This is a genomic window from Flavobacterium praedii (assembly GCF_026810365.1).
In the GTDB taxonomy this organism is placed as follows: Bacteria; Bacteroidota; Bacteroidia; order Flavobacteriales; family Flavobacteriaceae; genus Flavobacterium; species Flavobacterium praedii.
In genome coordinates this window covers 2607291-2621281 of record NZ_CP113948.1, presented here as the reverse complement: position 1 = coordinate 2621281, position 13991 = coordinate 2607291, and the positions used below count along the sequence as shown (strand labels likewise).

The window sequence follows — 13991 nt, the reverse complement described above, 5'->3', positions numbered from 1 at the left end:
AATTGAGTTTTAAAAATGAATTTGTTGCTGAAATTTCTAATTTCATTTCGACAACTAATCATTTGTTAGCTATTTAAACTTTAAAGATGAGATTGTTAATCCAAAGTTAAAATTTTGATAATATAAATCCTTAACGTTTTCATTAGTTGTTACTTTGTGTAAAATTTTAAAAAATAATGGGTTTACGTTTATTACTTATTGGGGCTGTTCTTTTTATTATTGAACTTTATGCTTTTCAAGCTGTTAAAACTTTAATCAAGTTGCGATGGATGTTGATTTCGTATCAAATAATAAGCCTTTTACTTTTTGTATTTATACTTTATTCCTTCACACAATTTGATCGTTCGGTTGGGCAAACTCAGCAAACTATGTTCACAATGGGATTGTTACTTGTGGTTTATATACCAAAAATTGTTATGACGGTTGTGCTTCTTGGCGAAGATGTATTTCGTTTGGCCGCAGGTTCAATCAACTATTTTATCGACAATAATAGTAATAATGATTTTTTGCCTTCTAGACGTAAATTTGTTAGTCAAGTTGGTTTAGGGTTGGCTGCGGTTCCTTTTCTATCTTTAATATATGGGATATTTGAAGGGAGATACAATTATAAAGTTATCAAACAAGCCATTCATTTTCCAGATTTACCAGATGCTTTTGATGGGTTTACGATTACTCAAATATCAGATGTACATAGTGGTAGTTTTGATGATCCAGATAAGATTAATTACGCCATTGATTTGGTTAATGCTCAAAATTCAGATTTGATTTTATTTACTGGTGATATCGTGAATACACATGCGAAGGAAATGCACCCTTGGATTGAAACTTTTAATAGAATCAAAAAACATGAGTTTGGAAAGTATTCAGTGCTCGGTAATCACGATTACGGTGAATATGTGACTTGGTCAACACAAATTGATAAAGAAGAGAACTTTGATGCTATTAAGAATTTGTATGGTCAAATAGGTTTTACTTTATTATTGAATGAGCATACTTTTATTGAAAAAGGGAATGATAAAATCGCTTTGGTTGGAGTTGAAAATTGGGGTAAAAATTTCAAACAAGCTGGTGATTTAAAGAAAGCAGCTCAAAATTTAACGAAACAAGATTTTAAAATTTTAATGAGTCATGATCCAAGTCATTGGGATGAAGTGATTCAACATGATGAAAAACATTTTCATTTAACTTTATCTGGTCATACGCATGGAATGCAATTTGGGATAGAAATTCCGGGATATTTTAAATGGAGTTTGGCGCAATACGTCTACAAACAATGGGCTGGATTATATGAAAATTTAGGTAGGTATGTATATGTAAATAGAGGTTTTGGTTTTCATGCTTATCCAGGAAGAGTTGGAATTATGCCTGAAATTACAGTAATTCAACTAATAAAGGGTAAAAAATTAGCATAGTTGGTTTAAAATGCTAAATTTGCAACATAATATCTCTTTTCGAAAGTAATAGAAATTAAACATTTTGGTTTTATGTCAAAATTTGGAGAACTTATAAATACTCAAGTTCCTGTGTTAATTGATTTTTACACAGATTGGAACGAATCTTCAGTGTCAATGCATCCTGTAATAAAAGATGTAGCAGCTGCTCTTGGTGACAAGGTTAAAGTTATAAAGATTGACGTTGATAAAAATCAAGAATTAGCTGATGCTTTGCGTATTAAAGGTCTGCCTACCTTAATGATTTATAAGGAAGGTATGATGATCTGGAGACAATCAGGTGAATTAGATGCGAATACTTTAATAGGTTTAGTTCAAGAACAAATCTAGTTTTAAACTATTACTATTAATAAGGTAATGTATCAAATTTAAATCCTTTTTCTTTTAAAATTTGTAATGTTCTAGGAAGAGCATATTCTAAGTTTATAAAAGCTTTAACACTGTCGTGAAAAACAATTACACTTCCTGATACTGCATTTTGTAATACATTCTCTAAACATTTTTCAGGTGATATGGTTTGATCAAAATCGGCACTTAGAACATCCCACATAATTATTTTATAGCCTAATTGTCGTAATTTTTTAGATTGCGACTTTTTTATTTTGCCATAAGGCGGACGGAAAAATTTTGTGTTTGTCTTTTGTTCTTTTGATTTTTGATTTAAAAGTGATGACTCACATAAAGCCACATTCTCAATGTAATTTGTTGTTTCTGTATTCCATCCATTTAAGTGATTGAAGGTGTGGTTTCCTAGAGTGTGCCCTTCATTAATTATGTTGTTAAATAAATCGGGATGGCTTACAATGTTTTTTCCAATGCAGAAAAAAGTGGCTTTTGCATTATACTTTTTTAATTCTTCTAAAACCCATTCCGTAATCTTTGGAGTTGGACCATCGTCAAAGGTAAGGTAGATTTTATTCCCCGTATTTGGGATATTCCAAATGTAATTTGAAAATATGTTTTTTATAAATGAATTTGTTTTGATCCAGTATAATCTCATTTTTTGAAACTATTTTAATTATAGGAATTCGGTAATGGTCTTGTCTTCAAAAAAAGTATTGTGTTCGCATGGCTTTTTTAGAACTAAATACTTCAAATCAATGTTTTTTATACAAAAAATGTAGTGCAATTTTATAGCACTACATTTTTAGATAATTAGGTATTCCAGTTATTCTTTTTTACGACCGAAACGAGCAAATATTTCAATGTAGGTATTAAAAGTTTTCTTACTCGAATTGTAATAGTCCATGTCTTTGCTGTCTTTCATCACAATTAGTAATCCTCTGTATCGCTCTAAATCAGTTATGATTTCAATTTCTACATTAGATTGTTCTGAAGGAGCTATTTTGGCATAATAATTAAGGTTGTCTTTGTATTTTGCCATTAATTTATCTAATAAATCATGAGCTTTTGCTTTTTCACCAACATCATAATAGCCTTTTGCAAATGGTTCTACTAATGAGTAATAACCAAATTTATCCAATGGCATTTTTGTCATCGCAAGTTCAATAATGTTTCTTGCTTTATCAATTTTTCCTTCGGCAATCAATTCATTCATCAATCGAGAAAGATTCATTCTGTAAGTCAAACTCTCTCTTCGGGTTTCAGGGTCATGATAAATTTTATCACTTTCGCTATTGCCCCAATCCCATTTCATTACTTTAGAATACATGTTTTCGGTGTCAATTCTTCCCATGTCCATTTGGCCTGATTCTTCAGATAAGGGAGTTCTAATTGGTACTAGTTTGTAAACCATACCTTCTAATTGAAGATATTCCTTCATCCATAAATAATCTTCTTCGGCAAATGCTCCTCCGCTAAAATAGATGGGTCTTTTCCAATTATTGTTTTTAATAATTTCCAACATCATCAACCTATTTTTATAGATCGCACTTCCTTTTATTTCAATGTCAATATAAGGAACAATAGAATCATTAAGTTTTGGATCAACTACTTTGTTTTTTATTATTGCAGCTTTATCTACAGGAATTCTGAGTTTATTAGTTGGATAGAAATGGATGGTTTGTCCATTTTGCATTTCAACTGTTGATTTAGGATTCTTTATAAACGCTATATAATCTTTTATGTCCCAACGACTTTCTGTTTTAGGAATATGTGCGACATAATCCAGTTTGTCTCCTACATATTCGTCATGTGTAAAAGATATTGGTAGCCCCTCTGATTGATATGCTTTTCTTTTCATTTGGTCGATATACCAATCGGTCATAAATAAACTGGTATTGACAATTTTAATGTCAGTTCGTACGCCTTCTATTTCTTGTGCGTACCATAACGGAAAGGTGTCATTATCGCCAATTGTGAATAAAATAGCATTGGGATCGCATGATTCTAAATAAGCTTTTGCCATTGCTGTAGCCGTGTATTTTCCAGAACGGTCGTGATCGTCCCAGTTTTGATAAGCCATAAGAACTGGAGCGGCTAATAAAGTGGCTGCAATAATTATTGGGCCTGCAATTTTAGGAGCAAGGTATTTTTGTGCACTTTCATAAAGAGCATATACTCCAAATCCAATCCAAATTGCAAATACATAAAATGATCCTACTAAGGCATAGTCTCTTTCGCGTGGTTCAAATGGTCTTTCGTTTAAGTATATTTTTAATGCAATACCCAAGAAAAGGAAAAGAGCAAGCAGGACATAAAAACTTTTTCGGTCTTTACTGGCATGATACATAATTCCTATAAGGCCGAGTATAAAAGGTAAGAAAAAATAAACATTTCTTCCTTTGTTGTTCAAAACATCAGCAGGTAAATTATCTTGTGAGGCAACATGAAGATTGTCTAAAAATGGAATTCCACTTATCCAATTTCCATCCAAATAATCGTATTTCCCTTGTTCGTCATTTTGTCTTCCAACAAAATTCCACATTAAATACCTCCAATACATATAACCAAATTGGTATTCAAACATGAAGCTGAAATTATCTGCTGTTGTAGGTTTTTCAATGATTAAATAATCTCCATAATGTTTTAGAAAAGAAACATAACCTTCATTGTCGATTTGTTTTTGAGCATAAGCTTGTCTAAACTCGGCAATGGTTTTTTCGGTTTCATTTTTTAATTGTGCTATAGCTTTGTTGTAATCTTCTTCACTAAGTTTGCTAGGATCTAATCCGTATTTTGCTAAATCATCTTCGTAAGGATAGTCGGGATTCATTCTAAAAGCAGGTGGATTGGTAAAATTCATATAGTTTTCAATATGATCTGTACTCCACATTCTTGGTAAAATAGTTTTTTGGTTGTCGTCACTATTTTGTTCAGCTTTTATATAATTATTTACAATTACATATTTTCCTGTTTTATAATCTCTTTCGTAGTTAGGAGCTTTGTCTAAATATGGATTGTTAGCATCAAGTCCAACAAAAGCCTCTGTGTATTGAGGTCCATAAAACAAGGGATTTACACCATATTGTTCTCTGTTGTAATAGGCAAGTACCTCTGCTGCATCGGACGGTTTATTTTCATTGATTACTGTATTTGCATTGGCTCGAATTGGTAACATTAGCCATGTTGAGAAGCCAATTAATATAAAAAGAACGCATAGCAGAAGTGTATTGTAATGCACTAGTCCTTTTTTTTGGGTGATTTTTAATCCAAAATAGAAAAAGGCGATAAGAAGTAGTGTGACAAATATAGTTCCTGAATTAAATGGTAGTCCCATTGAATTTACCATGAAAACTTCGGTTTTACCAAAGAAAGCCATTGTTAACGGGAGTAATAATTTGAATATAAAAAGCAAAACGGATACCACAACTACATTTGCAATCAGGAAGTTTTTTACGGTTACAACCTTGTAGTTTTTAAAAAAATATAAAAAACCAATAGCAGGAATGGTTAATAGAGACATAAAGTGTACTCCAAAAGATAATCCAACTACCAAAGAAATTAATAAAAGCCATCTATCTCCTCTAGGTGTATTCATTTCTTGTTCCCAGCGTAATCCCAGCCATAATAGTAACGCTATTAATAAAGTTGCCATAGCGTAAACTTCAGCTTCTACAGCATTGTACCAAAAGCTGTCTGAAAAAGTGTAAGCTAATGATCCAACGAGAGAACTACCCAAAATCACTATTGAATTGTTTGTAGTGATTTCTGAATATTGTCCAATAATTTTTTTTAGAATCATCGTCGAAGACCAAAACATAAATAATATAGTAAAGGCACTCGAAAAAACAGAAGTCATATTCACCATTAAGGCGATGTGTTCTTTGTCTATGGCAAACATGGCAAAAAATGCACCTATCATTTGGAAAAGGGGTGCTCCAGGGGGATGGCCTACTTCAAGTTTAGCTGCTGTAGCTATATATTCACCACAGTCCCAAAAACTCATAGTGGGTTCAACAGTAAGTGTATAAGTTATAAGAGCGATTGAAAAGGCAAACCAACCTGTAATGGTATTCCATTTATTGAAATTGAATGATGTCATATACTAGTCTTCTGTTTTTTTATATGTTTTTAAAAGTGATACAAAGAAAATGTTTTTTTTTTTAAACTTGAGTTCCATTTTTTATAATTTTATGTAAAATTATTGATTTGCTGAAAGCTTTGTAATTCAAATGTTTAAAGAAGTATTTTTTTTGAATTGAATTTTTTTTCAATTTTTTTTAAAGAAAAAGGCAAAAAAAGTTTGCACAGCTTGGAATTTGTTTTAAATTTGCACTCGCTTAGCAGAAATGTCAGCAAGTTTACTGGTCTATGGTGTAATGGTAACACAACTGTTTTTGGTGCAGTCTTTCAAGGTTCGAGTCCTTGTAGACCAACATAAAGCCTCTCTTTACGAGAGGCTTTTTTTTATGGATTTTTTTCATGTTTTTTGTAAAATGACAAAGCCTTTCGGGATTTCTGAAAGGCTTTGTTTGTTTTGGTTTTTATATTCTAAATGTTAATACGGGTTTTGTAGCATGGTTTACTAAGTCTTCCGAGATACTACCAGTAAAGAAGTGGTTGAGAGCTGTTCTACCGTGAGTGCAAAATGCTATTAAATCAGCATCTTTTTCGTTTGAATAATTTATTATTCCTCTTTCTATGTTACTTTCGTTATAGGTTTCAAATGAATATTCAGGCATGTCAAAATCAGTAATGAACTCTGTAATGATTTTTTTTGCTGCCGAAGTGCTTTTAAAGCTGTTTGGGGTGCAAATCATTACCAAATTTAATTTTGATCCAAATAATTTGGCGAAATCAAGAACTTTCTGAAAAGGTTTTTTAATCTCTTTTGAAAAGTCGGAAGCAAAAATGATGTTTTTGACATTAAAGTTTTCGATTTTATTTTTAATTACTAGTACTGGTATTTCGGATTGTCGTACTACTTTTTCAGTATTGGATCCAATGAAAATTTCATTGATACCTGATGCTCCGTGGGATCCCATAACAATTAAATCGACGCTGTTCTGTTTGATGTAATTGTTTATTCCATTATATGCCCCGTCAAGTCTTACTATTTCTGTTATTTGAATTCCAGATAGATAGGGGCGATTTTTGATGCTTTTTAATATTTCTTCTGCTTTGCGTTTGAAAAGCATAACTTCAGGAATGCTGGTTTCGCCTTTTATGGCATCATTCATTTGGCCTGGTAATTCCAACATGTGAATTAAGATAATTTCACAGTCATTTTTTTTTGCAATTTGTGCGCCAACTTCTATAGCTTCATCAGCATATTTAGAAAAATCAGTTGGGATAAGTATTCTTTTCATGGTAGGTTGGTTTAATTTGCCAGAAAAACTAGCTTTAATTTGATAGTTTAAAGATATAATTTTTTTTAATAGCATTCAATTTTTTTTGATTTATAAAAAAACACTATATTTGCACCGTTATTTATTAAAACTTAAATAATGAGGGGACTAATGTCCCCTCTTTTTATAAAGATATGACATTTAAAGAAAAAGTTAAGCAAGTAGTAGAAGAAGCTCTTCAAGATAAACCAGCTGTATTTTTAATAGATTTGACTATTACAGATTCTTATAAAATTATAATTGGCATTGATGGAGATGAAGGCGTGGTTTTACAAGATTGTATAGATTTAAGTAGAGCAGTTGAAGAGAATCTTGATAGGGAAGAACAAGATTTTTCGTTGGAAGTCGCTTCAGTAGGAGTTGGATCTCCTTTGAAATTGGTAAGACAGTATAAAAAAAATATTGGAAGAACTTTAATTGTAAAGACCAATACAGAAAATATTGAAGCAGAATTAGTTGAAGCTAATGATCTTTTTATAATTTTGTCTTGGAAAGCTAGAGAACCTAAAAAAATTGGAAAAGGAAAAGAAACTGTTCAAAAAGAACTACAAATTCCTTACTCAGATATTAAAGAAGCAATTGTTACAGTAACATTTTAATTAAAGAATTCGCATGGAAAATTTAGCATTAATCGATTCATTCTCAGAGTTTAAAGATGATAAACTTATTGATCGTGTAACGCTTATGGCAATTTTGGAAGATGTATTTAGAAATGCATTGAAAAAAAAATACGGTTCGGATGATAATTTCGATATCATTATAAATCCTGATAAAGGAGATATGGAGATTTGGAGAAGAAGAGTAATCGTTGCTGACGAGGATTTGGATTTTGAAAATGAAGAAATTACATTAACTGAAGCTAGAAAGATTGAAGCCGATTTTGAAATTGGAGAAGAGGTTTCTGAGGAAGTTAAACTAATTGATTTGGGAAGAAGAGCGATTTTGGCTTTAAGACAAAATTTAATTTCAAAAATACATGAACACGACAATACTAATCTTTACAAACAATTTAAAGATATAATTGGTGATATTTATACTGCCGAAGTACATCATGTACGTCCTCGAGTAGTAATTTTGGTAGATGATGAAGGGAATGAAATAATATTGCCTAAAGAAAAACAAATACCTTCTGATTTTTTTAGAAAAGGAGATAATGTTCGTGGTATAATTGAAAGTGTAGAGTTAAAAGGGAATAAACCTCAAATTATTATGTCTAGAACTTCAGATAAGTTCTTGGAAAAATTATTTGAACAAGAAATTCCTGAAGTTTTTGACGGTTTAATAATGGTTAAAAACGTTGTTAGAATTCCAGGTGAGAAAGCTAAAGTAGCTGTGGATTCTTATGATGATCGTATTGATCCAGTGGGTGCATGTGTAGGTATGAAAGGTTCTCGTATTCATGGTATTGTTCGTGAATTAGGAAATGAAAATATAGATGTAATTAATTATACAAGTAATATTCAATTATATATTACAAGGGCTTTGAGTCCTGCTAAAGTTTCTTCTATCAAAATTAATGAAGAAACCAAAAGAGCTGAAGTATTTTTGAAATTAGAAGAAGTTTCAAAAGCAATTGGTAGAGGAGGACATAATATTCGTTTAGCTGGTTTGTTGACTGGTTATGAATTAGATGTTATTCGCGAAGGCGATGTTGCAGGTTCTATATCTGATGATGATGATGTTGAATTAACAGAATTCTCAGACGAAATAGAAGAGTGGGTAATTGAAGAATTTGCAAAAATAGGTTTGGATACTGCAAAAAGTATTTTAAAACATGATGTGGAAGATTTAGTTAGAAGAACGGACCTAGAAGAGGAAACGATTTTAGATGTAATGAGAATATTAAGTGAAGAGTTTGATAGTTAACACGCTATTAATTCTTCATGTAAAATAAATTCCTATTTTTATCATAAGGTAAAAGTAGGACAACGAATAAGGTAAAAATAAAAAGGTTTTATGTCTGAAGAGAGAATTATTAGAATAAACAAGGTTTTAAGGGAATTAAATATTTCGTTAGAAAGAGCTGTGGATTATCTAAAAGATAAGGGTATTGCTATTGAATCAAACCCAAACACAAAAATTTCTGAACAGGAGTTTAATATCCTACAAAGTCAGTTTGCAGGCGACAAGGGGAATAAGGAAGCTTCAAAAGAAGTAGGAGAAGAAAAAAGGAAAGAGAAAGAAGCTTTACGTGTAGAACGTGAAAAAGAAGTAGAAGATAAACGTAAATTAGAAGAGGAACGTTTAAAACAACAAGAGGTTATTAAAGCCAAAGCTGTTTTATCTGGTCCTGTTCAGGTTGGTAGAATTGATCTAAATCCGAAAAAAACTGCTGCTCCAGCTCCAATTGTTGCTGAAAAAGTAATTACTCCAGCGGAAGTAATTCCCGAAGTAAAACCATCTCCGAAAGAGGAGGTTAAAGTAGAAGCTGTTAAAAAGATTGAAAAAATCGAATTGCCTGTTGAAAAGGTTAAAAAAGAAATTGTTTCTTCTGATTCAAAAGAAATAAAAGAAAAAACAAAATTCAACGAGGTAAAGAATACAGATAAGAAAGTCGCTCAAGTTGAGAAAAAAGAAGAGCCAATTGTAAATGAAGCTCCTGTAGAAGAAACAATTACTACTCAATATCAAAAACTTTCTGGGGCTACTTTAACTGGTCAAGTGATTGATTTGTCTCAATTTAATAAGCCCAAAAAGAAAAAGGAAGATCCAAAAATAACGCCTAATAAACCTGGTGCTCCTGGAGCTGCTGGTGCAAATAATGCGAATAAGAATAAACGAAAAAGAATTGCTCCAAAACCTGGTGCGCCAAGACCACCTGCTGTTCCAGGTGCGCCAAATCCAAATAAAATTACACCAAATACTGGAGGTGGTTTTAATGCAAACAGAAGTGCTAGACCTGGATTTGTAAAAGGAAATAGACCTGCAATTGTTGCCAAAGTTGAGCCTACAGAAGAGGAAGTTAAAAACCAAATTCGTGAAACTTTGGAAAAACTTCAAGGTAAAGGGGGTAAATCTAAAGCAGCGAAATACAGAAGAGATAAAAGAGATACTCACCGTCAAAAATCGGATGATGAGCAAAGAGCTTTAGACGAAGGAAGTAAAACGATAAAAGTTACTGAATTTGTTACTGTTGGTGAAATTGCGATTATGATGGATGTGCCAATTACAAAAGTAATTGGAACTTGTATGTCCCTTGGTATAATGGTTACACAAAATCAACGACTTGATGCAGAAACTTTAACAATTGTGGCTGATGAGTTCGGTTATGAAGTTGAGTTTATTACTGTAGATATCGAAGAAGCAATTCAAGTTGTTGAAGATAAAGAAGAAGATTTAGTTTTCAGAGCTCCAATCGTTACTGTTATGGGTCACGTCGATCACGGTAAAACATCTTTGCTGGATTATATTCGTAAAGAAAACGTCATTGCTGGTGAATCTGGTGGAATTACACAACATATTGGTGCATACGGTGTGACTTTAGATAATGGACAAAAAATAGCATTTTTAGATACTCCTGGTCACGAAGCCTTTACTGCGATGCGTGCTCGTGGTGCTCAAGTGACTGATATTGCAATTATTGTAATTGCTGCGGATGATGATATTATGCCACAAACCAAAGAGGCTATTTCTCATGCTCAAGCTGCAGGAGTTCCTATTATTTTTGCCATTAATAAAATAGATAAACCAAATGCTAATCCTGAAAAAGTAAAAGAAAGATTAGCAGGAATGAATTTATTAGTAGAAGATTGGGGTGGAAAAATTCAGTCTCATGATATCTCTGCAAAAGTAGGTACTGGAGTTAAAGAATTATTAGAAAAAGTTTTATTAGAAGCTGAAATTTTAGATTTAAAATCAAATCCAAATAAAGCAGCTCAAGGTACAGTAGTTGAAGCTTTCTTGGATAAAGGAAAAGGATACGTTTCTACGATATTAGTTCAACATGGTACTCTGAAAATTGGTGACTACATGTTGGCTGGTAAACACCATGGTAAAATTAAAGCCATGCATGATGAAAGAGGTAATGTTGTGACTATTGCAGGTCCTTCTACTCCGGTTTCTGTTTTAGGTCTTGACGGTGCAGCTACTGCTGGAGATAAATTTAATATTTTTGAAGACGAAAAAGAAGCGAAGCAAATTGCAGCTAAACGTTCTCAATTGATGCGTGAGCAATCAGTTCGTACACAACGTCATATTACATTAGATGAGATTGGACGTAGAATTGCATTGGGTCAATTTAAAGAGTTGAACATAATTCTTAAGGGTGACGTTGATGGTTCTGTTGAAGCATTATCTGATTCGTTCTCTAAATTATCTACTGAAGAAATTCAAATCAATATTATACACAAAGGAGTTGGTGCTATTACAGAAACAGATGTTATGTTGGCTTCTGCTTCAGATGCAATTATTATCGGATTTAATGTTCGTCCAGCTGGAAATGCTAGACAACTTGCCGATAAAGAAGAAATTGATATCCGTTACTATTCTATCATTTATGCGGCTATCGATGACTTGAAAGATGCTATGGAAGGAATGTTAGCTCCTGAGATGAAAGAAGAAGTTCTTGGAACTGCTGAAATTAGAGAAATATTCAAAATTTCTAAGGTAGGTTCTATTGCGGGATGTATGGTTATGGATGGTAAAATTGCCAAAAATGCAAAAATCAGAATCATTAGAGATGGGGTTGTTGTGTTTACTGGAGAGCTTCTTGCATTGAAACGTTTTAAAGATGATGTAAAAGAAGTTGCCAAAGGTTACGATTGTGGTATTCAAATAAAAGGGTATAATGATATCGAAGAAAGAGATGTTATTGAAGCCTACCATGAAGTTGCCATCAAAAAGAAATTGAAATAAAATACAATAAATTAGTTCTAAAAAATCCCAATTCGTTGGGATTTTTTATTTTAGCATAACTAAGTTTCACTATGATAAATAAATTTTTGTTTTTTATCATGTTTTGTTCTTTGGTTTCCATTGCGCAAAATGAAACTCGGTATTTTATTTCTTTAGAAAATAGTGCCAATAAGAAAAATGAAAGTCATTTTTTTTATTGAAAAAGTGTACGATTGAAAAAAAATAGTTATATAGGATCTGTTCAAAAATATTTTTTTTTTAAATAAAAGTTATAGCTTTTGTAGTATAACCTTTGTCTGAAGAACTTCGAAATTATTTTGATATTTGTTTTCCAATAGAATCTGGTAAGACAGCTTTGTCTATTACAGTAAATGAATTTTATAATACTGAACATACAGATTTTAAAATGGAAAGTGGTTATGCAACTGTTGTTTTTGATTCTATAGTAAAAGTAGAGGGTATTGATTATATTTTAGGCAACTATTTTTCTGTTGTAAAAGGCAATGCAATCGATGTCAAAAGTGGTCACGAATAAAGATTGATTCAAGGCATGAATGAATGTATTACAGCTTACCTAAATTCATATTCAAATGTTGATTTAAAGATTGTTTTTAATGATAATCAAAAATTGATGATAATTCGGCACCATTAAATACAGTAGGCGTTTATTTAAATTATATAGATGTTTTTATTTGAAATTGTGTAGATATGGAAAATTTCACCATCACAAAATATCAATATAAATATCGTCTTTTAAATAATAGGTCTGGTAAAGTAGGAAATACTTTTTATGGATTTAATGATGGAAAAAGTTTCTACATCAATTTGTTTCGTTATTATAATGTTAAGGTCTATGCTAAAACTGAGGTGATGGGGGATTATTATTTTATTGACGAAATGCAATCTAATACTATCGATTTACAGAACTAAGGGAGGCTTTTGGTTTAAGTGTGTTGTATTTGTTTCCTGATGCTACCGTATCAAAGTTGAAGTTGTTAATAGATAGATTTACGGGTTCTCCTGTTTTTTAATGAATAGTTTTATGGTTAATTTGCTTTCTCCTAATTCAGATTTGTTATTAGAATTTTGTAGGACCAAGCATACTTAGGAGGATTAAAAAAAGGATATATAAATAATGTTTTTATTTTGTTAATATTCATATTAAACACAAACAAATGATATCAAAAAGGATTGGAATTCTTGGAGCAATGCCTGAGGAAATAAATGGAGTTGTAGGATTGCTTAATAATAAAAAGGAAGTTGTTAAGGGAATGCGTACCTATTATACAGGAACCATTAATAAAATTGAAGTTGTTGTTGTTTTTTCTCGTTGGGGAAAAGTTGCTTCTGCTACTACAGTAACTCATTTAATTGTTGAATTTGATATTACACATTTAATATTTACTGGAGTTGCAGGTGCAATTGACAATAAATTAAATATTGGTGATGTTGTAATAGCAAATAGTTTGGTACAGCATGATTTGGATGCGAGACCTATAATGAATCAATTTGAAATTCCGTTATTGGGCAAAATTTTACTCAGTCCGCCAAATGAAATGCTAGATTTAGCAATAAAAAGTATTGGTGATTTGATTAAGGATAATGTGTTGATGACTTTAATTGCTTCAAAAGAACAAGATCAATTTTCTTTGTTAAATCCAAAATTGATTGTTGGTCAAATAGCAAGTGGGGATAAGTTTTTTTCCAATAATGTAGATAAAAATAATCTTTTGAAGGTGCTTCCTGAAGTTTTATGTGTAGAAATGGAAGGAGCAGCGGTTGCACAAGTTTGCTTTGAATATAATATACCTTATATTATTATTCGTATTATTTCTGATGAAGCAAACGAGACTTCTGTTGTTGATTTTAAAGAATTTGTAATTCAAATTGCTTCTAAGTTTGGTGTTGCCATTATTAAAAAATTGATTCAATAAAA

11 protein-coding genes and 1 tRNA gene are annotated in these 13991 nt (G+C 31.7%); 9 read left to right on the top strand and 3 right to left on the bottom strand.

Annotated elements, in window-relative coordinates; all coding sequences use genetic code 11:
• The first annotated feature begins 176 nt into the window (after positions 1-176).
• Positions 177-1412 carry a metallophosphoesterase gene (locus OYT91_RS11290; RefSeq protein ID WP_281238036.1) on the top strand — a complete coding sequence of 412 codons (1236 nt, stop codon included), beginning with the start codon at positions 177-179 and terminating at the stop codon, positions 1410-1412.
• A 72-nt stretch (positions 1413-1484) separates the two neighbouring features.
• The gene (locus OYT91_RS11285; RefSeq protein ID WP_269221707.1) at positions 1485-1781 is read left to right on the top strand and encodes a thioredoxin family protein; all 297 of its coding nucleotides are present in this window, start codon (positions 1485-1487) and stop codon (positions 1779-1781) included.
• A gap of 16 nt (positions 1782-1797) precedes the next feature.
• Here OYT91_RS11285 and OYT91_RS11280 read toward each other — a convergent pair whose 3' ends face one another.
• A complete protein-coding gene (locus OYT91_RS11280; RefSeq protein WP_281238035.1) occupies positions 1798-2451 on the bottom strand; it encodes a polysaccharide deacetylase family protein in 654 nt (217 codons plus the stop codon).
• Positions 2452-2619: 168 nt separating this feature from the next.
• Positions 2620-5895 carry a glycosyltransferase family 117 protein gene (locus tag OYT91_RS11275; RefSeq protein WP_281238034.1) on the bottom strand — a complete coding sequence of 1092 codons (3276 nt, stop codon included), beginning with the start codon at positions 5893-5895 and terminating at the stop codon, positions 2620-2622.
• Positions 5896-6158: 263 nt separating this feature from the next.
• Between OYT91_RS11275 and OYT91_RS11270 the strand changes: the two genes are divergently transcribed.
• Positions 6159-6229 (top strand) — tRNA-Gln (locus tag OYT91_RS11270).
• A 108-nt stretch (positions 6230-6337) separates the two neighbouring features.
• Here OYT91_RS11270 and OYT91_RS11265 read toward each other — a convergent pair.
• Positions 6338-7162, bottom strand: coding sequence for a universal stress protein (locus OYT91_RS11265; protein ID WP_281238033.1), 825 nt, complete (start codon positions 7160-7162; stop codon positions 6338-6340).
• Positions 7163-7335: 173 nt separating this feature from the next.
• On the opposite strand from OYT91_RS11265, the gene rimP reads away from it, so the two are divergent.
• From rimP to OYT91_RS11235, 6 genes are all read left to right on the top strand, one after another.
• Positions 7336-7800, top strand: coding sequence for a ribosome assembly cofactor RimP (gene rimP, locus OYT91_RS11260; protein ID WP_281238032.1), 465 nt, complete (start codon positions 7336-7338; stop codon positions 7798-7800).
• A gap of 13 nt (positions 7801-7813) precedes the next feature.
• On the top strand, positions 7814-9067 hold the full coding sequence (gene nusA / locus OYT91_RS11255) for a transcription termination factor NusA (RefSeq protein ID WP_281238031.1): 1254 nt from the start codon (positions 7814-7816) through the stop codon (positions 9065-9067).
• Between the two features lie 90 nt (positions 9068-9157).
• Positions 9158-12055 carry a translation initiation factor IF-2 gene (infB, locus tag OYT91_RS11250; protein WP_269221709.1) on the top strand — a complete coding sequence of 966 codons (2898 nt, stop codon included), beginning with the start codon at positions 9158-9160 and terminating at the stop codon, positions 12053-12055.
• A gap of 292 nt (positions 12056-12347) precedes the next feature.
• Positions 12348-12590 carry a hypothetical protein gene (locus OYT91_RS11245; protein ID WP_269221710.1) on the top strand — a complete coding sequence of 81 codons (243 nt, stop codon included), beginning with the start codon at positions 12348-12350 and terminating at the stop codon, positions 12588-12590.
• Between the two features lie 173 nt (positions 12591-12763).
• On the top strand, positions 12764-12985 hold the full coding sequence (locus tag OYT91_RS11240) for a hypothetical protein (protein ID WP_269221711.1): 222 nt from the start codon (positions 12764-12766) through the stop codon (positions 12983-12985).
• Positions 12986-13230: 245 nt separating this feature from the next.
• On the top strand, positions 13231-13989 hold the full coding sequence (locus tag OYT91_RS11235; protein ID WP_281238030.1) for a 5'-methylthioadenosine/adenosylhomocysteine nucleosidase: 759 nt from the start codon (positions 13231-13233) through the stop codon (positions 13987-13989).
• Positions 13990-13991: the final 2 nt, after the last annotated feature.

Coding starts and splice junctions, on each gene's coding strand:
- OYT91_RS11290 (WP_281238036.1), top strand. CDS start 177: ATGGGTTTACGTTTATTACTTATTGGGGCTGTTCTTTTTATTATTGAA.
- OYT91_RS11285 (WP_269221707.1), top strand. CDS start 1,485: ATGTCAAAATTTGGAGAACTTATAAATACTCAAGTTCCTGTGTTAATT.
- OYT91_RS11280 (WP_281238035.1), bottom strand. CDS start 2,451: ATGAGATTATACTGGATCAAAACAAATTCATTTATAAAAAACATATTT.
- OYT91_RS11275 (WP_281238034.1), bottom strand. CDS start 5,895: ATGACATCATTCAATTTCAATAAATGGAATACCATTACAGGTTGGTTT.
- OYT91_RS11265 (WP_281238033.1), bottom strand. CDS start 7,162: ATGAAAAGAATACTTATCCCAACTGATTTTTCTAAATATGCTGATGAA.
- rimP (WP_281238032.1), top strand. CDS start 7,336: ATGACATTTAAAGAAAAAGTTAAGCAAGTAGTAGAAGAAGCTCTTCAA.
- nusA (WP_281238031.1), top strand. CDS start 7,814: ATGGAAAATTTAGCATTAATCGATTCATTCTCAGAGTTTAAAGATGAT.
- infB (WP_269221709.1), top strand. CDS start 9,158: ATGTCTGAAGAGAGAATTATTAGAATAAACAAGGTTTTAAGGGAATTA.
- OYT91_RS11240 (WP_269221711.1), top strand. CDS start 12,764: ATGGAAAATTTCACCATCACAAAATATCAATATAAATATCGTCTTTTA.
- OYT91_RS11235 (WP_281238030.1), top strand. CDS start 13,231: ATGATATCAAAAAGGATTGGAATTCTTGGAGCAATGCCTGAGGAAATA.